We start from the raw sequence: 18394 nt of genomic DNA on the forward strand, positions 1-18394 counted from the left end.
TCGCGCCCGACGACTATCAATACGCTCACGGGGCGATCACCAGCGTTTTACGCCGTCTCGACGACTGACCAACCATGGGTACGACCGCGACGCTGCACACGACGAAAGGCGACATTACCATCGAACTGTTCGACGAGCGCGCGCCCCGCACCGTCGAGAACTTCCTGAACCTCGCGGAACACGACCCGGCCGCAAGCGACGACCCCGCCCCCGACACACCCACCTGGGAGGACCCCGAGAGCGGCGAGGTCCGCGGCGACGGGCTGTACAACGGCGTCGAGTTCCACCGCGTCATCGACGAGTTCATGATCCAGACGGGAGACCCGACCGGCACCGGTCGGGGCGGGCCCGGTTACAGCTTCGACGACGAGTTCCACGACGAGCTGCGCCACGATTCTGCGGGCACCCTCTCGATGGCAAACAGCGGCCCGAACACGAACGGCTCGCAGTTTTTCATCACGCTCGCGCCCACGCCCCACCTCGACGACCGCCATGCCGTCTTCGGGGAAGTGGTCGAGGGGATGGACGTCGTCGAGGAGATCGGCGCCACCGAGACCGACGCACAGGACAAGCCGACGACGACCATCGAGATCGAGTCGGTCACGATCGACGGGTAGCCCTACGCGTACCGGCGCGCGCCGACGAGCAGCCACACCGACACCGCAAGCGTCAGCCCGACGAATCCAACGACGAACGTCCCCTCCCAGCGGGCCTCGGGGACGAACCCACTCGCGACGAGGGCGATCCCGAGGACGACCGTCCACCGGCCGACGAAGGCCGCCAACCCTTCCGGATCGCGCACCGCCTCGGGGTCGTACCCCGAGATCAGTTCGGGATGGCCCTCCCGGACCAGCAGGCCGAGTCCGACGAGGGCGAACCCGCTGACCCAGAGGACCACGGCGAGCGCGAGGGACATGCCGGCTCTGCTCCTTCGAGTGCCCTAATGCTGTCGGCCCCGAAACCGTAACCCGAAAGCCCGCCCGGTCCCTTCCTCGACTATGAGCGATTCGACGCCCCGTCCGAGCGAGATCGGCGAAACGGACGCCCCGCCGATCGAGGAGAAACCCTACAAGATCGTCTTCGAGGCCAACAAGTGTTTTGGGGCAGGGAAATGCGCTGAAGCCTCCCGGAACTGGGAGCTCGATCTCGAAACGGGGATCGCGAAACCCCGTTCGTACTTCATCACCGAAGAGGAGTTAGAAGAGAACGTCCGGGCGGCCGAACTCTGTCCCGCCAAGAAGGACCGTGGCGTGATCCACGTCGTCGACCGGCGCACGGACGAGGAGATCGCACCCGATCCACACGGCGACGGCACCCTGAGCGTCGACTGGTAACTCAGTGCGATTCCTCGAGGGGCTGTCCGGGCTGTTTCTTGGCGTTCGAGGTCGACAGCGCCCGGTCGACGAGGCTCCCATGGGCCCGACGGAGGCGTTCGGAGAGCGCCTGATGGGAGATGTCGAGGCTGTCCGCGAGTTCTGACATCGTCGTCTCGCGGGGGACCTCGTAGTAACCCCGGTCTTTGGCCGCCGAAAGGGTGCGGTACTGTGAGTCGGTGAGCCCGAACTGTGATTCGCCCTCGTTGTCGAGACTGTAGATCGAATCGACGGTGAGATCGAGGCCGCGGTCCTCGCAGAATTCGTAGGTCCCCGATAGCGAGTCGTGATCGGGAAACATCACCTGCAGGTGCCACGTCCCGTCGTTCGCGTGGGCCTGCGTGATCACCCCTTCCTCTTCGAGGAGCAGGTGGACGACGAGTTCGACCTCGTCGACCCAGTTCATCCGGTAGAACCGTTCGTCCTCGAACTCCGCGAGGACGGTGTATCGATCGACGGAGGGATCGGTCCCGAGGGCCGCCTCGAACGCATCGAAGTCCTCGGCCCGCACCCAGACGAACGGGATCGCCGAATCCGATTCCTGCGCGGCGAAGCGTTCGATCTCGACGTACAGATCGGGGACCCGCGAGAAGGTATCGGCCAGCGCGAACTGCTCTACTGGCACCCGGAAGTCGGTGATCGTCGCCATGGTACGCGAAGGACCCCCGTTCAAATATGGGTTTCTACACCGCGCGGGAGTCCACGGCCGGGTCGCTCAGAGATACCCGCCGTCCCACTCGTCGGGCCTGTTGAGGTTGCCGCAGTTCTCACACTCGATCCGGTCCATCCCGTCGACGGCCTCGACGATCGACTCGCAGTTGCCACAGTAGAAGCTGTACTGCTGTTCGTAGTCCTCGTCGGTGTAGGCGACGAAGAAGGGGCCGCTCTCGCCGGCCAGTTCCTCGTCCCGGTCGACGTAGACGGTCCCGTCGTCGGTTTCGACCGTCCCCTGGGGTTCGCTGTCGGTTTCGTCCTCGCCCTCGGTGTCGGATTCGCTCTCGGCGAAGACATCGACGACGAGGTCCTCGCCCGCGATCTCGATGCGGTCCTGTTCTGCCTTCTCGAAGCCGAAGTACTCGAAAAAGCCCTGTCCCTCCGCGTTGTCGGCCAGTTCGCGCGCGCGAACGCCCGAGACGCCCGCCTCGTGGAGGCGCTCGCGGGCGGCCTCGAAGAGCCCCGACCCGGCGCCCATCCCGCGGAACTCGGTCGCGACGTGCAGCCACGTCAACATCCCCACACCATCGTCGATCTCGGCCTCGACGAACCCGGCGACTTCGTCCTCGTCGGTCGCGACGAGGAGGATCCAGTCGTCGCTCTCGATGAGGTCGGTCAATCGCTCGGAGTCGAACTGCTCGTCGAGGATCGCCTCCAGCGTATCCGGACTGACCGCGTACGAGGCTTCCATCGAGCGTTCGGCGACCGATCTGATCGCTTGCGTGTCCTCCGCGGTGGCGTCCGTGATCTCCATGACGTCCGTTTCGACGCCCACGGGAATAAAAGGCTACCCGGTTCGTCCTCACTCCTCGGGGTATTTCGGTTCGCGGCGTTCGGCGCGTTCGAGCGCGCGCTCGATCACGCGCCGGACGTCGCCGTGAAACTCCCCGCCGTGGCCCGCGTACATCGACTCGACGCCCTCGGGGAGCCGATCGAGGATCCGCTCGATACTCTCGATCAGCTCCTCGCGGGACTGACCGGCCATGTCCGTGCGCCCGAAACTCCCGTCCTCGAACGCCCCGTCGTCGTGAACCACGACGTCGCCGCTGTATATCGTCGACTCGCCCACGAACGACACGTGATCGTCGGCGTGGCCGGGCGTGTAGATCGCCTCGCAAGTCTCGTCGCCGACCTCGACTGTATCGCCATCGGACAGTTCGTGGGTTCGGTGGGCGTGCTCGCCGTAGGCGTAGACGTCGGGGTCGAACGCCTCGACGACCGCATCGAGCTGCTCGACGTGATCGCCGTGTTGATGGGTGAGGACGACCCGGTCGAGGTTCTCGACGTGCTCGCCGATCGCATCGACAATCCCCGGCATGGCGCCGGCATCGACCAGCGTCGTCTCCTCGCCGGTGACGAGAAAGACGTTACAGGTGAACGTCTCGGCGTCGGCGGTCAGGTTGTGAACGGCCATACCGGTACCTCGCCGGCCGGTCGTATAAGGATTGTACCGCGATGCTACACTCGTGTTGTTTCCGGGATCACGACAGCCTCCCGTCGGCGTAGATTTTTAGTAACAGGCTACATTATATCCTCGTGTATGGGCTTCGGGAGCTACGATGAATCCGAACAGGAGAACCAAGACTATGACACCGATTTCGAGGACGGCGACGGTGTCGATACGAACGAGAACACCCACGACGGTGCGATCACGTTCGACAACGGTGCCTCGAACGACGAACTGCTCTCGAGGCTCGAAGAGATCAAGGACCAGGAGTGAATGAAATCCGGGGCCCGGGTGCTCGGCGTCGCCGAGTCCTTCCGGGGCGAGCGCTCGCCCGGTGAGCCGAGCACGCTCGCGGGCGCACTCGTGCGCGCGGATCGCGTCGTCGACGGGCTGGCGTTCGGCTCGCTGACCATCGGCGGCGAGGACGCCACCGACGCGGTCGTTGCGCTCTTTTTGGAACTCGACCGTGCGGACGTCCAGTACGTCCTGCTGTCGGGGATCGCCCCCGCGTGGTACAACCTTCTCGACCTGCCCGCGCTGGCCGACGCGCTCGACCGACCGGTCTGTGCGGTGAGTTTCGAGAGGAGTCCGGGCCTCGAAGGACCCCTTCGTGAGGCGTTTTCGGGCGCGGAACTCGACCGGCACCTCGCGGTCTACGAGCGCCAGCCCGCACGCGAGCGGATCGAAATCGGGGAGGGCGAGTTCTTCTGGCGCGGGGTCGGCCTCGACGCCGCGGAGGCTCGGGAACTGCTCTTTGCCACCGCGACCGACGGCGGGCGACCCGAACCGCTCAGGGTCGCGCGACTGGCCGCCCGGGCTGCGGATCGCTTCCGAGAGGATTTGTAACTCGCCGTCGAAACGGCGGGCATGGAGAACATGGACGGACCCCGGGTCACGGAATGTGAGTGCTGTCCCGCCCTCGTCGAGTCGCGCTCGCGGATCGTCAACGGGACGGGACCGGAGGACGCAGACCTGCTGATCGTCGGGGAGGGTCCGGGCGAGCAGGAAGACGAGGAGGGCGAACCGTTCGTCGGCCGGAGCGGGACCCAACTCGACGAGAAACTCCGCGCACACGGCATCGCCCGCGAGGACGTGCGTATCACCAACTGCGTGCGGTGTCGCCCGCCGGAGAACCGCGACCCCACGAAGGAGGAACTCGAGAACTGCCGGGGGTATCTCGAACGCGAGATCGAACTCGTCGACCCCGCGTTGATCATGACCGTCGGGAAGGTGCCAACCGAGCACCTCTTGGAGCGCGATGTGGCGGTGACGAAGGAGGCCGGGAGCGTCGTCGAACACCGGATCGGCGGCGAGTCGAGACGGGTCCTGATCAGCGTCCACCCGGCGGCGATGCTCTATGACCGGTCCCAGGAGGAAACTCTCGACGCGACGGTCGGGGAGGCCGCAACGCTGATCGGTGCGGATGGGGCCGACGGCGGGGACGGCCAGTCACGACTCGACTCGTTTTGAGACGGAAAGTGCCTTTAGCAGGTGGGACGTACCCCGAGACATGAATTTGAGTACGCAGGCCGCCGAGGCGCCCGAAACGCTCGCGGAGGTCGTCGTCGTGGACTACGGGCTGGGGAACCTCAGGAGCGTCACGCGGGGACTAGAGCGGGCCGGCGCCGAGGTGGAGATCACGGACGACCCCGTGGCCTTCGCGGCGGCCGATGGAATCGTCCTTCCGGGCGTCGGCGCGTTTCGTGAGGGCGTCGAGAACGCCGGGCCGTACCGCGAACCACTCCTGGAGGCGGCCGAGCGGGGCCAGCCCGTCTTCGGGATCTGCCTGGGGATGCAGATGCTCCTGACCGAGAGCGAGGAAGCCGCCCACGACGGCGAGGGCGACGTGCGGGGACTGGACTTGATCCCCGGGACCAACCTCCGGTTCGATCAGGGCCAGAAGGTGCCCCACATGGGCTGGAACGAGCTACGCGTCGAGCGCGAACACCCGCTCGTGGAGGGCATCGACGGCGAGTACGCCTACTTCGTTCACTCCTATTACGCCGAACCCGAGGACGCGACCAGCGTGGTCGCCACCACGGACTACGAGATCGAGTTCCCCGCGATCGTCGCCAACGAGGCCGGTAACGTCTTCGGCACCCAGTTTCACCCCGAGAAGAGCGGCGAGACGGGCCTGCAGATCCTGCGGAACTTCGTGGCGATCTGCGCCGAGGCGTGAGGCCGGTACTGTTATCGGTTTTCAGGTAACAACATTGCCATGAGGAAATTCCCGGTCGGGTTCGGTGCCGTGATGCTCGCCCTGTTCACGGTCTTTTCGCTCGGTGCCGACCCGGTTTCGGATCCGGCCTTCGCCGTTCAGATCCTCTCGTTCGGACTCGCGGGCGTCTTACTGTTGGTGAGCGGTGTCGTCGACGCGGTTCCCGTCGGTGGCCGCCGGCTCCGTTGGTACGTCCCCTTCGGCGTCGGACTCGTCCTCGTCGGCGTCTCGTTCTCCGTTGGCCTCCTCCTTACCCCGCCCTTCGAGGGCTCTTTGGGGCGAGCGGTCGGTTGGGCGCTCGCGATCGCAAACGCCCTCGTGTTCGTCTCCGTCGGGGCCGACGCCGTCCGCGGCAACACCTACGTGAACGCGCTGAAACCCCACCCCGATCGGTGATCACTCCGCGCGCTCGCCGCGGATCTCGACCCGGTCTCCGACCTCTATCTCGCCGGCCTCCGAAACCCGCGTGTTGACCATCAGTCGGAACGGGTGATCGAACCGATCGGAGTCGGTCCACTCGGGGCGGGTTTCCTCACGCTTCTCGACGAATCGCTCGCGGAAGTTCGCCATCTCCTCGCCGGTGTCGGGATCCCGCGAGGGGACCACACAGCGCTGGCAGGGATTGACGCCCGCGAGCCGGACGTCCCCTACGGAAAAGTCGACGACGTGACCGTGATCGGAGAAGAGCTGGTCCTCCCAGAACGCGGGGACACCGTCGATTTCGAGGTTCGCACGAAAGCGCCGCCGGATACTCCCCGTACTGAGATCGAACCACGAGGCGACTTCCTCGATGGTCGCGGTGCTGATCACGGTCGGGCCCGCGAGGTCGGTGTCGTCGGGCAGTCCGACCTCGTCGCGGACTAACTCGACGGGATCGCCGAAATGCTCGGTAAGGCGGTCAGTGAGAGGGTCGCAGTCGTCTCCAAGCGAGAACTCGCGGGGGTCGCTTTCGGGTGTCGAGAGCACGACCCGGTCGAGTCCGTCGTAACTCGCTCGTATCCGGTGGACTGCCGGGGTTCGCTTGCCGTTTACGTACTCGTCCTCGCTGTCGACGATCGCATAGCGTCTGTCGCCCGCGATAGGCCCCGACGGGGTAATCTCTGCGCGCTCGGGTTCGTAGGCGTCGAGGGACTTAATCGGAAATATCGAGATCCGCGCGAGCCGTGGGTTCATAGCGACGACTGGGAGCGAGGAGGCTTCGGTTTATCGACTCCCGTGGGGCGGTCACGGTGCGGTGGCCGGTGCGAGCGCGGGCGGCACGTTCGCCGCCCGCGTGAGCGGGACGGGGGAGGGCTGGTGTCCCCGGAAGCGGCGCGTCATCTTCTCGCGGTCAAAGGCCGCTCGAATGGTCCGCGGGACCGGAAGTCCCGCGCTTATCACGCGCCGCGACTCGGCGGTACCTGGACGATCTCGAAAATCGCTTCGCGATTTTCTGGACCCAGAAAGGCCGCGGAGTGCGACTGCCAAGGAGCGCTGAGGGCTTTCTTTAGAGGAAGCTCCGGACCTCGGAGTACCACATATCGTGTTCGTCGACCCGCCCGGTCGCCTCGGCGATCACGACCGCGAGTGCGTGCCAACAGCGCTCGGTGGGGTCTTCGGGGTCGAGGTTGTACGCCGAGTCCTTGCATGTACAGCCCCCGTCCTCGACGACGTACTCCGCCTCGTGGCCGACGACGACGGTGAAATCGCGGTACTCTTTGACCCGTCTCTCGGTGACGGCCTCGATCGCGCGCACGCCCCGGTCGCCGTGGGTCGCGATGATCCGCTCGGCTACGGGACCGGTGATCGCCCCGGCTCCCGCGAGTTCCTCGCGCCACGCGCCGAGCGGATCGGACACACGCCACCTTGGGACGGACGGGGCTAAACCGGTTCGGTTCCACACGGGGATCGCATGGCTTTTCCCCCGCTCGCCGCCGTAGTACTTCCATGCGCGTACGCGAGGGCGGGGTCGAGATCGAAACCGGGGAGGCGTTTTACAACCCCGATCAGGAACTGAATCGCGACCTGACGGTCGCCGTCCTTCGCGCCTATCGCGACCGAGAACCCCGCGCCGAGCGCTATCTCGATGCGATGAGCGCCTCCGGTATCAGGGGGGTACGGGCAGCCGCGGACGGCTGGACGGCGACGCTCTGTGATTACAAGACCGAAAACGCCGACCTCTGTCGGGAGAACCTCGATCGGAACGGGTTGGAGGGCGAAGTGGTGAATCGGGACGCGAACGCCCTGCTTCACGAAGGGCTGTTCGACGTCGTCGATCTCGACCCTTACGGCACGCCGATCCCCTTTGCGGACGCCGCCTTTGCGAACGCCCGCAACATGGTCTGTGTCACCGCCACGGACACCGCCCCGCTGTGTGGCGCTCATTTCGAAAGCGGCGTCAGGAAGTACAGCGCCGTCCCGCAGAACACCGATTATCACCCCGAGATGGGATTGCGAATCCTGCTGTCGGCACTTGCGCGCACCGCCGCGCGCTACGACGTCGGGATCGTTCCGATCTTCAGCCACGTCACCCGCCACTACGTCCGGACCTATCTCGATCTGAACCACAGCGCGACCGACGGCAACCGCGCGATCGAGCGGTTGGGCTATCTCGATCACTGCGAGGACTGTCTCCATCGCGAGGCCACGGAGGGACTGCTCCCCGAATCGTGGGAGAGTTGCCCCCTGTGTGGCTCGAATCGGGTGTTGACGGCGGGGCCGGTCTGGCTCGGTCCCACTCACGAGTCCGCATTCGTCGAGCAGGTCGGCGAACATGTCGACGATGAGTGGGGAAGCGCAACGCGTGCCCACCGACTGATCGAGGCACTCTCCGGGGAACTCCCTCTCCCGACCCACTACGACCAGCATCGCCTCTGCAAGGAGTGGGGTCGGCCCGCCGAATCGATGGACGAGTTCCTCGGGGCGCTGCACGAGGCGGGCTTCGGGGCCACGCGCGCACACTACCACGGGACCGCATTCAAAACCGAGGCGACTGTCGGAGAGATTCGGGAGGCGGTGGCGGGGTCGGCCGAATGACATCCCCCGAGTATTTGTAGCTCCCCACCCCAATTCCGGTGTGAATCGCCGCATGACGAGCGCCGTCGGCGTCGGCCGGGAGGTCGTCGAGGAGGTCCGTGAAAACGAGGCCACGTTTCTCGCGGCGAGCATCGCGTACTACGCGTTCGTCTCCCTCATCCCGCTGTTGTTGTTCACGTTCGCCGCCGTGAGCGCCGTCGGCGGTCAGGAGTTCGCAAACCAGATCCTCGATCGGACCAGCGCCTTTCTCGCGCCGGCCGGCCAGGAGGCCATCGAGGGGGCGATCACCGGCGAAACCGGCCGTGGCGGGGCGACGATCGCGGGGTCGGTCGTGTTGCTCTGGAGCGCGCTCAAACTCTTTCGCGGCCTCGATACGGCCTTCTCGATCATCTACGATTCCGGGCTGGATAAGTCGATCGTCGGCCAGATCGCAAACGCCCTGATCGTCTTTCTGTCGATCCTGCTGGCGATCGTAGGGATGCTCGTCCTCGGAACCGTCTTCGCGCTCGTTCCCACGATCCCCTTCATCGGCTACGTTACCCCGCTGTTCGCGCTGATCGCGCTCTCGGTCGTCTTCCTTCCGATGTACTACTTCATGCCCGATGTCGAGGGCCTGACCGTGCGCGATGCGATCCCGGGGGCCGTCCTCGCGGGAGTAGGGTGGGCTCTCCTCCAGTCGGTGTTCGGGATCTACGCCTCGAACGCCGGCCAGTACGAGGCCTACGGCGTGATCGGCGGGATCCTCCTCTTGCTCACGTGGCTCTACATCGGCGGCGTTCTCATCATCCTCGGTGCCGTACTCAACTCAGTACTCATGAACCGCGACAACGACGCAGACGGCGCAGGCGAAGAGCTCACGGAAACGACCGAAGCGACCGACGGCTCGGGCGCCCGCAAAGCATCCGATTCCCGCGGGCCCGATCCGGACATCGGCGCCGAGGCGGACGGGACGACCGACTCGACGCGTACCGCGAGCGAGGAGGCCGGAACCGGAAAGCGCGGGCCCGCACCCGACGTCGTCGGCCTGCAGGACGAGGTGCGCTCGCTGCGAACCGATCTCGACACCTTCCGGGACGACATCGAGTCCAAAACCGTCGACAAGGAGGACGTCGAATCAGACCTCAAGAAGTACGTCAGAAAGCGCGTCCGCCGGGGTCACGCCACTGGTTGGGGACCGTACCTCGTCTTGCTATACGGGACGATCATGACGCTGGGGGCGTTCTTCTTCCTCTCGGGGCTCGTCGCGATCGCCGCGATGATCGTCCTCTGGCTCTCGACGCTCGGCCTGTACGTCGTGATGGTCACGGTCGGTACCGGACTGGGCGTGCTCGGGTTCCCCGGCCGGGTCAACGACGCGATCCGCAACTGGCGCGGGGACTGATAGAGCCACCAAGCCGACGAATCGCAGGACGGTGCTACGAACGGCCAAGGCACGTACCGGCCCGCGGGAAACGGACCTCACGATCCGAGGTACTCTCGGACCGTATCACGAGCCTCTCGTATCGCTGTCGTACTGCAACCAGTTGCAGTTTCGACCTCGTCCTGTGTGAGGTTACGAGCGAGCCGTTCACACGCATCGACCAGGTCCATGCGGATCAGCTGTCGGTAGAGGCGGATCGCGTCTGGTGTCACCTCTTGAGTTCGAAACGCATACACAGCCGGCGGCGTTCCGTTTCGGACAGAATGGGTCCGGGAACTGGAACCACGACTCGATTTCGCGTCGCGTTGCTACGGATCGACACGGGTCATGACGGTAGCGAGCGCTAGGCCGGCTAGTTCGACGACGATAAAAACGGGTTGCGTCGACCGGGTACGTCAGAACTTCTCGAGGTACTTCTCGGTCTCCCAACTGCTGACGTGAGTCCGATAATCGGCGTAGTCGGAGCGCTTTGCCTGGATGAACTTCTCGGTGACGTGCTCGCCGAGCGCGTCGGTGATGACCTCGTCGCTCTCGAGGGCGTCGACCGCGCGCTCGAGGTTCGGCGGGAGCGTCGTGATGCCGTACTCCTCGCGTTTCGCGTCGTCGAACTCGTAGATGTCCTCGCGCACGGGTGAACCGGGATCCGCGTCGGTCTCGATACCGTGTAGCCCCGCACCGATGATCGCCGCCAGCGCCAGATAGGGGTTACACGAGGGGTCGGGGTTGCGGACCTCGAAGCGCGAACTCGCGCCCGCGGCGTCGGGTACGCGGATGAGCGCAGACCTGTTGACGTCCGACCACGCGATGTAGACGGGCGCCTCGTAGCCGGGCACCAGCCGTTTGTAGGAGTTCACCGTCGGATTGGTGACCGCGGCGAAGGCCTCCGCGTGGTTCAGGATGCCGCCCATGAACTGGTAGGCCACCTCCGAGAGGTTGAACTCATCAGAATCGTTGGCGAAGGCGTTGCCGTCCTCGTCGAAGAGGCTGATGTGGGTGTGCATCCCCGAGCCGTTGATCTCGGCGATCGGCTTGGGCATGAACGTCGCGTGCAGGTCGTTCTGTGCGGCGACTGCTCGGACCACCGAGCGGAAGGTGGCGATGTTGTCCGCCGCTTCGAGCGCGTTCTCGTATTTGAAGTTAATCTCGTGTTGGCCCTCGGCGACCTCGTGGTGGGAGGCCTCGATCTCGAAGCCCATGTCTTCGAGCGCGAAGATGATGTCCCGGCGGACGTCGCTTGCGAGGTCTTTCGGTGCCAGATCGAAGTACCCGCCCGTGTCGTGGGGGATCGTCGTCGCGTTGCCCTCCTCGTCGGTCTTGAAGAGGAAGAACTCGGGTTCGGGACCGATCGAGACGGAGTAGCCCATCTCGTCGGCCTTCTCGAGGACGCTTTTGAGCACCTGTCGCGGCCCGCCGTCGAAGCGGGTCCCGTCGGTGTTGACGACGTCACAGATCAGCCGTGCGCTCGCGTGGTCATCGTCGCCGTTGGACCTCCAGGGGAGGATCTCGAACGTCGACGGGTCGGGCTCGAGGCGCATGTCCGACTCCTGGATGCGTACGAACCCCTCGATCGAAGACCCGTCGAACCAGATTCCCTCGTCGAAGGCCTTCTCGGCCTGACTGGCCGGGATCGCGACGTTCTTGACCGTGCCCGTGATGTCGGTAAACTGCAGGCGGAGGAACTTGACGTTCTCCTCCTCGATGCGCTGCAGGACCGATTGTTCCTCAGATGTAATGTTTCCGTTTGCCATCGTTCTCGACACTCACTCTGAACACAGATACCACCAAAATACTATCGCTCTACGCAAGTATTCCGTTTCGGATATAGAACTGGATATTCGTAAACTTCTAATGGGTGTAGTGGATCCGTAGAAGTGATGACGTACGAAAATCTCGACTCGAAGTTAGTGAACGCGCTGCTGGACGACGGTCGTGCGAGTCTGCGAAGCCTCGCCGAGGAACTGGACGTGTCGGTGACGACCATCTCGAATCACCTCTCGGACCTCGAAGAGGAGGGTGCGATCACGGGCTACACCCCGAAGTTGGACTACGGTCTGCTGGGGTACGACGTCACGGCGATCCTCCAGCTCAAAGTCGAGGGCAACGCACTGCCCGACGTGACCGAACGCCTCAGAGAGTCCGACCGGATGATCAGCGTCTACGAGGTCACCGGCGACCACGACATCATCGCGATCGCGAAGTTCGAGGACACCGACGCGATGAACGAGGGGATCAAGGCCCTGCTCGTTGACCCCGACATCCGCGAATCGAACACCAGCGTCGTGCTGAACGCCCCCGTCGAGAACCGCCAGTTCCCCCTCGAACTCGAGGAATAGAAGCGATTTCTGCGGAAAAACTGCGTTTCGCAATCGGCCCCGTATCTACATGTCCGTCCGGTTCGTTCGCCCGCCAATGAGACGACTGGCGTTCTAGACCGGGATCACTGCTACTACTGTTCGCATGCGTGGGACTGCTCGCGCTACTCGCGCTGTCGCCGCCCCTTCCACTGTCGGGATGTACAGAAGTCGCCGCGGTCGGCGAGCCGCCGGGTGGGCCGGTGCTGTACGGTCTCAACGGCACCGATCTCGGCTACACGCCCGACCGTGGCGTCAACGAGTGTTCGACACACGTCGCCGTCCCGGGGCTCCCGCTTTCGGTTCTGGTACTCGGCGGCGTCCTGGTGGCCGTCTCGCTGTCCGGGCGCGACTGACCGCCGCGATCGAATCCCGCGAGACGGCCGGAACGAATATATATTTCTAATGATACGTCGGTATATGATCGACGTGATCTTCTGGGGCCTGATTGGGTTCGTGCTCCTCGCCAGTGCGGTCTACGTCGGCGTACTACGGGCGCTCGACGTCTATTTCAGCGAGAACGAGGACAGCCTCTTTCTGAGCGACGATCCGCGCCGCTGATCGGTCGGAAACGGGAAGAAATCGGTTCGTCGGTAGTTGGATAGTGGGCTTTAGGGCCTACTTCACATCGCGCCGCCCATGCCGCCCATACCGCCCATGCCACCCATACCGCCGCCCATGCCGCCCATACCGCCACCGCCCGGGGGCATCTCGTCGTCGCCGCCGTCGTCGGCGTCGACCTGCCCACCGGAGAGGTCGCCCGCGGCGATCACGTCGTCGATCCGGAGAATCATGACCGCGGCCTCGGTGGCGCTCTCGATGGCCTGCGTCTTCACGCGCAGGGGCTCGACGACGCCCTCCGCTTCCATGTCGATGACGTCGCCGGTGTAGGCGTCCAGCCCGGCGCTCTGTGCGCCGCCGTCGTGCTGGCTGCGCAGTTCGACGAGCGAGTCGATCGAATCGAGACCTGCGTTCTCCGCCAGCGTGCGCGGGTTGATCTCGAGGGCGTCGGCGAAGGCCTCGACGGCGAGCTGTTCGCGCCCGCCGACCGAGTCGGCGAAGTCACGCAGCGCAAGCGCGAGTTCGATCTCGGGTGCGCCGCCGCCGGGCAGCACCTTTCCGTCCTCGAGGGTGACGCTGACGACGCCCATCGAGTCGTCGATTGCGCGCTCGACCTCGTCGACGACGTGCTCGGTGCCACCGCGGAGGATCAGCGTGACCGATTTGGCCTCCTCGACGTCCTCGACGAAGATGCGCTGGTCGCCGCCGATGTCCTTCTGTGCGACCGAGCCGGCGTAGCCCAGGTCGTCCTCGTCGAGGTCGTCGACGCTGGAGACGACGCTCCCGCCCGTCGAACGGGCGAGTCGCGAGAGGTCCGAGTCCTTCGCGCGCCGGACGGCGATGATGCCCTCCTGTGCGAGGAAGTGCTGGGCCATGTCGTCGATGCCGCTGCCGACGAAGACGACGTCCGCGCCGACGTCCTTGATCTTCTGGACCATCTCCTCGAGCTGGGATTCCTCCTGGTCGAGGAACTGCTGGAGCTGGTCGGGGTCGGTGACGTTGACCTCGGCGTCGATCTCGGTCTCCTTGACTTCGAGGGCACCGTCGAGCAGCGCGACGTTGGCGTCCTCGGCGAAATAGGGCATGTTGTCGTGAACGCGCTCCTTGTCCACGATAACGCCCTCGATGAGCTCGGATTCGGCGGTCGCGCCGCCGACGACCTTCTCGACTTTGACGTTCTCGGTGTCGATGTCGTCCTCGTCGGCGACAGACTGGACGGCGTCGACGACGAGCTCGGCGAGCACGTCACGGGCGTTTTCGGCGCCCTTGCCCGTCATCGCGGTCGCGGCGATCTGGGTGAGGATCTCGGTGTCGTCCGCGTCGACGTCGATCGCGATGTCCTCAAGGACCTCCTTTGCCTTCTCTGCTGCCTGTCGATACCCCTGTGCGAGCGTCGTCGCGTGGATGTCCTGATCGAGCAGTTCTTCGGCCTGCTTCAGCAGTTCGCCCGCGACGACGACCGCCGAGGTGGTGCCGTCCGCGACCTCCTCCTCCTGGGTCTGGGCGACCTCGACGATCATGTTCGCGGCGGGGTGCTCGATGTCCATCTCCTTGAGGATGGTCACGCCGTCGTTCGTGACGACGACCCCACCCGAGGAGTCGACGAGCATCTTGTCCATTCCTTTCGGACCGAGGGTCGTCCGTACGGCCTCGGCGACGGCCTTCCCGGCCGTGATGTTCATCGACTGTGCGTCCCGTCCGGACGTGCGCTGACTGTCGTCCGAGAGTACGATGAGGGGCTGGTTACCCATCTGCTGAGCCATGGTCAGGAGATGGATTGTTTGTGCTTCTATATAAAAGCATCGGAAACGTCAGAATATCCGTGGGAATTGGTGTCCTCCCACGTTGTGACAGGTTATCGCATGAACGTTTATATACTACGCCGACTCCCCGCCGCCGGGGAAGCGGTGGTAACTCAGGTCGTCGCGTTTCTGCTCGTTGTGCTTGCGTTCGAGAAAGGAATAGGCCGCCCCGTGGGGCGCGCCTTCGAGGATCATCTCTGCGGCCTCCCGCACCATCGAGACCTGTTCGGGCCGCCCGATGACACCCATCGTCGACCCGTAGATGACGACGTTCGCGCCCGAGAGCTCCTCCATGATCTGGCGGGTACGCCCGCCCTCGCCGATCAGGCGGCCCTTCTTTCGCTGGAGGTCCTTCTTGTTGCGGGCGGCGGCGTCGATGTCGATCAGGTCGAACAGCATCACGTCGTCTTCGAGCAGTTCCATGGCGTCCTCGGGGGCGAACCCCCGGCCGATGGCGCGGACGATTTCGGGGCCCTTGAGACCCGTAACGGGGTCACCGACGGTTTCGACCTGTACCGCACCGTTCTCCGAATCGACGTCGAGGCGCACCTCCGCACGGGATTCGATCTCCCGGAGCGTCTCGCCGCCGGCACCGATCAGCGCGCCGACGCGGTCCTGCGGAATCTTCACGTGGTTCATATCGGATCTACTGGCTCGGTTAGGTTAAACGTTCGGCCATCGGCCGACGGATACGGGTCGTGGGGTCGTCTCACAGGCACGGACGACGGTCTCGGCGAGACGGGGCCGCACACTTATTCGACGGCTGCACGTACGGGAAGACGGGATGAAATCCGACTCCGCTGGTGACGACCGGGTACGGGGGAACGGACTGCGAGCCACCGTCGAGGACGGCGGTGTCGCGCTGGGGGTGCTCGACGACCTCTACAGCCCGGAGATGGTCGAGATCTACGGCGATCTCGGCTTCGACTTCGTCTGGCACGACCTCGAACACGCCGGTCCGTCGCCCCGCGACGCCGACGCGCTCGCGAGCCTGCTCCGGGCGGCCGACCTCGCGGGCACCGAACTCCTCGTCCGGGTCCCCTCGCCGGACCCGGCGACGATCCGCAAGGCGCTCGATACCGGGGTGCGAAACCTGTTCGTCTCACACGTCGAATCCGCCGAGGCGGTCCGCCGGGCGGTCGAGGCCGCACGATTCGAGTACGACGGCGACCCCGGAAAACGGGGCTTTGCGAACCCGCGGGCGAGCCGCTGGGGCCGGACGGAAGACTACGTCGCGAGCGAGGACCGCGAGACGATGATCGGCATCACAGTCGAGGAACCATCGGCCGTCGAGGAGATCGAGGAGATCCTTTCCGTGCCCGAACTGGGCTTCGTCTTCCTCGGTCCGCTGGATCTCGCGGTGGCGATGGGTCATCCGGGCGAACCAGATCACCCCGAGGTCGAGGAGGCCGTCGGGACGGTCGTGTCGGCCGCGCGCGAGGCGGACGTGGCGATCGGCGGGCTGGGTTTCGGCGAGGACGACGTCGTAGAGAAGATCGACGACGGCTATCAGATCCTGCACACGGGCTCGACGACCGGCGCCGCGGCGGGCGCGCTGGAATCGTGGCCCGAACGGTTCGGCGATCGCTGACCGGATTCGCGCCGGTCCTACCTGTTTCCCGCTCGAAACGCTCCCGCCTCGGGCGACCTCAGCCGGTGGTCTGGAGGATCAACCGAGTCGCCTCTTCGGGGGAGTCCCAGTGGGGGTAGTGGCCACCCTCGTCGAACCAGTACAGCCGGGCCTCGGGGAACCGCTCCATCGCCCGGCCCGCCTGACGGGGAAGGGTGAGCCGGTCCTTGCGCCCCCAGCCGATCACGACCGATCCCGGCGTGGAGTCGGCTCCCTCCTGTGGGGGCCCGAACGCCAGCCGATCCACCAACTCGTCGAACACGGGCGAGTCGGCGAAGGTCCGTAGCTCCTCGAGCGTGACGTCCGCGGGCAGGGCCCACGGGCGCGCCGAGAGCTGTGCCAGAAGCAGGGTCCGACCCACGGGGCTCCCGGTGAGAGTCCCCGTGACGGGCTGGAGCGCCCGGACGAGGCGGATCGACGGGGCGATGGTCCCGTAGAAGAAGCACCGCTCCCAGCCCTCCCAGAACCCGCCGGGATCGAGCGCAACGGTGTCACCGACCTCGCCACGGCGCGCGAGTTCGAGCACGAGCCGCCCGCCCATCGAGTTCCCGACCACGTCGACCCCGGCGAGGTCCCGAGCCTCCATGAACCTCTCGACCGCATCAGCGAGCGTGGCGATGGACGTCTCGCCGTCGAGCGGCGGGGTGTCGCCGTGACCCGGGAGATCGAGAGCGATCACCTCGCGTTCGGCGGCCAGCGCGTCGAGGACCGGTTCCCACGACCGCCAGCTCCCGCCCAGCCCGTGGATCAACAGGAGCGATTCGCCCGTCCCCCGTCGGACGTGGTTTAGCTCCACCGGTCATCCTCCATCAGGTCGTTCGGCCGACAGTCGTCCGACAGACAGTCGTCCCTGCACTCGTTCACGCGAGTCGCGTGAGGTGACATAGCACTCGATACGGACGAGACGCGTAAAAGCGTGCGTCCGTTGGCCGTGTTCCCGATCGCACTCCTCCCGTCGATCACTCCTCAGGCACGGACTCGCCGGTGACGAAGGCGTAAAGGTCGTCGGCATCGGTTTCGAGCCCCTGACGGGCGAAGAAGTTCACGACGTTCTCACAGTCCCGCCGGAGGAACGCCTCGGAGTTCGGGTGGTGGACGGTGACGGCTTGGCCCATGTCCAGAAAGACCAGCTGGCCGTCGTGGAAGACGATGTTGTACTCCGAGAGGTCGCCGTGGACCAGCCCGGCCTCGTCGAGCCGGCGCATGTACTCGCGGACGACGTTGTAAGCGGTTTCGGGGTTCTCGATCTCGACTTCGTTGAGCCGTTTGGCGCGCTCGCCGTCGGTGGCGATGTACTCCATGACCAACACGTTTCGCTCGACGGCGATCGGTTTCGGTACTCTGACGCCCGCCTTGCGGGCGCGCTCCAAGTTGGCGTACTCCTTTCGAGTCCAGGCGAGCACGACCCGTTTCTTGTCCCCACCGAGCTCCTCGAATCGGGGGTCGCCGATGAGGTACTCGCGCATGTCCTTGAAGTCGCTGGCGTTGATCCGGTAGATCTTCACCGCGACCTGTTCGTCTGCGCCCATCGCCTCGTAGACGTTCGCTTCCTTGCCCGTCGAGATCGGCCCGCCGAACGCCTGGAGGTGGCCGTGATGGACCAACTGGTAGAGCGCCAGCAGTGTCGCCTCGTCGAAGACCGACGCCTCGACCTTGAACTGGTCCGCGTCCTTGATCCGTTTGCGAAACTGGTTGAACTCCCGGTCGCGCTTTCGGGCGACGCGATCTGCCTCCGTATCCGAAACGTCGATCTCCTCCCACTCGTCGCCGACGCCCTCCGCACCCTCGGGATCGAGCAGTCCGAACTCGCCCTCCGTGTTGCTCATGCACGCAGTACACGTGCCAGGGGTAAAAGTCCGAGTC

General features: G+C 65.2%; 26 protein-coding genes. 13 read left to right on the plus strand and 13 right to left on the minus strand.

The window, feature by feature from the left end; all coding sequences use genetic code 11:
- The first annotated feature begins 74 nt into the window (after positions 1-74).
- Complete coding sequence (locus tag HACJB3_RS03470; protein WP_008417922.1) at positions 75-617, plus strand: peptidylprolyl isomerase; 543 nt, start codon at positions 75-77, stop codon at positions 615-617.
- Positions 618-619: 2 nt separating this feature from the next.
- Here the strand turns inward: HACJB3_RS03470 and HACJB3_RS03475 are convergent, their stop codons facing one another.
- Entirely contained in the window at positions 620-916 is a 297-nt protein-coding gene (locus HACJB3_RS03475) for a DUF3784 domain-containing protein (protein ID WP_008417921.1), read from the minus strand.
- An 82-nt stretch (positions 917-998) separates the two neighbouring features.
- Between HACJB3_RS03475 and HACJB3_RS03480 the strand changes: the two genes are divergently transcribed.
- The gene (locus tag HACJB3_RS03480) at positions 999-1334 is read left to right on the plus strand and encodes a ferredoxin (RefSeq protein ID WP_008417920.1); all 336 of its coding nucleotides are present in this window, start codon (positions 999-1001) and stop codon (positions 1332-1334) included.
- Between the two features lies 1 nt (position 1335).
- On the opposite strand, the gene HACJB3_RS03485 is transcribed toward HACJB3_RS03480, so the two are convergent.
- The 3 genes from HACJB3_RS03485 to HACJB3_RS03495 all read right to left on the minus strand — a co-directional run bounded on the left by HACJB3_RS03485 (position 1336) and on the right by HACJB3_RS03495 (position 3501).
- On the minus strand, positions 1336-2022 hold the full coding sequence (locus HACJB3_RS03485; RefSeq protein WP_008417919.1) for a helix-turn-helix domain-containing protein: 687 nt from the start codon (positions 2020-2022) through the stop codon (positions 1336-1338).
- A gap of 66 nt (positions 2023-2088) precedes the next feature.
- On the minus strand, positions 2089-2862 hold the full coding sequence (locus HACJB3_RS03490; protein WP_008417918.1) for a GNAT family N-acetyltransferase: 774 nt from the start codon (positions 2860-2862) through the stop codon (positions 2089-2091).
- A 27-nt stretch (positions 2863-2889) separates the two neighbouring features.
- Entirely contained in the window at positions 2890-3501 is a 612-nt protein-coding gene (locus HACJB3_RS03495) for an MBL fold metallo-hydrolase (RefSeq protein ID WP_008417917.1), read from the minus strand.
- A 126-nt stretch (positions 3502-3627) separates the two neighbouring features.
- Here HACJB3_RS03495 and HACJB3_RS03500 point away from each other — a divergent pair, with 126 nt between their 5' ends.
- Genes HACJB3_RS03500 through HACJB3_RS03520 form a run of 5 tightly spaced genes read left to right on the plus strand, consistent with a single transcriptional unit; the run spans position 3628 to position 6148 of the window.
- On the plus strand, positions 3628-3807 hold the full coding sequence (locus HACJB3_RS03500) for a DUF5786 family protein (protein ID WP_008417915.1): 180 nt from the start codon (positions 3628-3630) through the stop codon (positions 3805-3807).
- Positions 3808-4380, plus strand: a complete 573-nt coding sequence (locus HACJB3_RS03505; protein WP_008417914.1) for an endonuclease dU — start codon at positions 3808-3810, stop codon at positions 4378-4380. It begins immediately after the preceding gene.
- Between the two features lie 21 nt (positions 4381-4401).
- Positions 4402-5004 carry a uracil-DNA glycosylase gene (locus HACJB3_RS03510; protein WP_008417913.1) on the plus strand — a complete coding sequence of 201 codons (603 nt, stop codon included), beginning with the start codon at positions 4402-4404 and terminating at the stop codon, positions 5002-5004.
- A gap of 40 nt (positions 5005-5044) precedes the next feature.
- Positions 5045-5713: an imidazole glycerol phosphate synthase subunit HisH gene (hisH, locus tag HACJB3_RS03515; protein WP_008417912.1), complete on the plus strand. Its 669-nt coding sequence runs from the start codon at positions 5045-5047 to the stop codon at positions 5711-5713.
- 39 nt (positions 5714-5752) lie between these two features.
- Entirely contained in the window at positions 5753-6148 is a 396-nt protein-coding gene (locus HACJB3_RS03520) for a hypothetical protein (RefSeq protein WP_008417911.1), read from the plus strand.
- Here the strand turns inward: HACJB3_RS03520 and HACJB3_RS03525 are convergent, their stop codons facing one another.
- From HACJB3_RS03525 to HACJB3_RS03530, 3 genes are all read right to left on the minus strand, one after another.
- Positions 6149-6925 carry an MOSC domain-containing protein gene (locus HACJB3_RS03525; RefSeq protein ID WP_008417910.1) on the minus strand — a complete coding sequence of 259 codons (777 nt, stop codon included), beginning with the start codon at positions 6923-6925 and terminating at the stop codon, positions 6149-6151. It lies immediately after the preceding gene.
- Positions 6926-6976: 51 nt separating this feature from the next.
- Positions 6977-7132: a hypothetical protein gene (locus HACJB3_RS19940; protein WP_155828803.1), complete on the minus strand. Its 156-nt coding sequence runs from the start codon at positions 7130-7132 to the stop codon at positions 6977-6979.
- Between the two features lie 106 nt (positions 7133-7238).
- Complete coding sequence (locus HACJB3_RS03530; RefSeq protein ID WP_008417909.1) at positions 7239-7589, minus strand: hypothetical protein; 351 nt, start codon at positions 7587-7589, stop codon at positions 7239-7241.
- 89 nt (positions 7590-7678) lie between these two features.
- Between HACJB3_RS03530 and HACJB3_RS03535 the strand changes: the two genes are divergently transcribed.
- Both HACJB3_RS03535 and HACJB3_RS03540 read left to right on the plus strand, forming a co-directional pair.
- A complete protein-coding gene (locus HACJB3_RS03535) occupies positions 7679-8767 on the plus strand; it encodes a tRNA (guanine(26)-N(2))-dimethyltransferase (RefSeq protein ID WP_008417908.1) in 1089 nt (362 codons plus the stop codon).
- 40 nt (positions 8768-8807) lie between these two features.
- On the plus strand, positions 8808-10148 hold the full coding sequence (locus tag HACJB3_RS03540) for a YihY/virulence factor BrkB family protein (RefSeq protein WP_238532820.1): 1341 nt from the start codon (positions 8808-8810) through the stop codon (positions 10146-10148).
- A 77-nt stretch (positions 10149-10225) separates the two neighbouring features.
- On the opposite strand, the gene HACJB3_RS19945 is transcribed toward HACJB3_RS03540, so the two are convergent.
- On the minus strand, positions 10226-10399 hold the full coding sequence (locus HACJB3_RS19945) for a hypothetical protein (protein WP_155828804.1): 174 nt from the start codon (positions 10397-10399) through the stop codon (positions 10226-10228).
- A gap of 183 nt (positions 10400-10582) precedes the next feature.
- Positions 10583-11935 carry a type I glutamate--ammonia ligase gene (gene glnA, locus HACJB3_RS03545; RefSeq protein WP_008417906.1) on the minus strand — a complete coding sequence of 451 codons (1353 nt, stop codon included), beginning with the start codon at positions 11933-11935 and terminating at the stop codon, positions 10583-10585.
- Between the two features lie 126 nt (positions 11936-12061).
- On the opposite strand from glnA, the gene lrp reads away from it, so the two are divergent.
- The 3 genes from lrp (at position 12062) to HACJB3_RS20105 (ending at position 13099) form a co-directional block, all read left to right on the plus strand.
- Positions 12062-12520 carry an HTH-type transcriptional regulator Lrp gene (gene lrp, locus HACJB3_RS03550; RefSeq protein WP_008417905.1) on the plus strand — a complete coding sequence of 153 codons (459 nt, stop codon included), beginning with the start codon at positions 12062-12064 and terminating at the stop codon, positions 12518-12520.
- Positions 12521-12648: 128 nt separating this feature from the next.
- Positions 12649-12894: a hypothetical protein gene (locus HACJB3_RS03555; RefSeq protein ID WP_008417903.1), complete on the plus strand. Its 246-nt coding sequence runs from the start codon at positions 12649-12651 to the stop codon at positions 12892-12894.
- A gap of 64 nt (positions 12895-12958) precedes the next feature.
- Positions 12959-13099 carry a hypothetical protein gene (locus HACJB3_RS20105; protein ID WP_008417902.1) on the plus strand — a complete coding sequence of 47 codons (141 nt, stop codon included), beginning with the start codon at positions 12959-12961 and terminating at the stop codon, positions 13097-13099.
- A 62-nt stretch (positions 13100-13161) separates the two neighbouring features.
- Here the strand turns inward: HACJB3_RS20105 and thsA are convergent, their stop codons facing one another.
- Together thsA and HACJB3_RS03565 are read right to left on the minus strand one after the other, a co-directional pair.
- Positions 13162-14850, minus strand: coding sequence for a thermosome subunit alpha (gene thsA / locus HACJB3_RS03560; protein ID WP_008417901.1), 1689 nt, complete (start codon positions 14848-14850; stop codon positions 13162-13164).
- Positions 14851-14976: 126 nt separating this feature from the next.
- Positions 14977-15540, minus strand: a complete 564-nt coding sequence (locus tag HACJB3_RS03565; RefSeq protein ID WP_008417900.1) for a KH domain-containing protein — start codon at positions 15538-15540, stop codon at positions 14977-14979.
- A 145-nt stretch (positions 15541-15685) separates the two neighbouring features.
- On the opposite strand from HACJB3_RS03565, the gene HACJB3_RS03570 reads away from it, so the two are divergent.
- Positions 15686-16492: an HpcH/HpaI aldolase family protein gene (locus tag HACJB3_RS03570; protein ID WP_008417899.1), complete on the plus strand. Its 807-nt coding sequence runs from the start codon at positions 15686-15688 to the stop codon at positions 16490-16492.
- A gap of 58 nt (positions 16493-16550) precedes the next feature.
- Here the strand turns inward: HACJB3_RS03570 and HACJB3_RS03575 are convergent, their stop codons facing one another.
- Positions 16551-17327, minus strand: coding sequence for an alpha/beta fold hydrolase (locus tag HACJB3_RS03575; protein WP_008417898.1), 777 nt, complete (start codon positions 17325-17327; stop codon positions 16551-16553).
- A 163-nt stretch (positions 17328-17490) separates the two neighbouring features.
- The gene (gene rio1 / locus HACJB3_RS03580) at positions 17491-18357 is read right to left on the minus strand and encodes a serine/threonine-protein kinase Rio1 (protein WP_008417897.1); all 867 of its coding nucleotides are present in this window, start codon (positions 18355-18357) and stop codon (positions 17491-17493) included.
- Positions 18358-18394: the final 37 nt, after the last annotated feature.

This window comes from Halalkalicoccus jeotgali B3 (genome assembly GCF_000196895.1).
GTDB lineage: Archaea > Halobacteriota > Halobacteria > Halobacteriales > Halalkalicoccaceae > Halalkalicoccus > Halalkalicoccus jeotgali.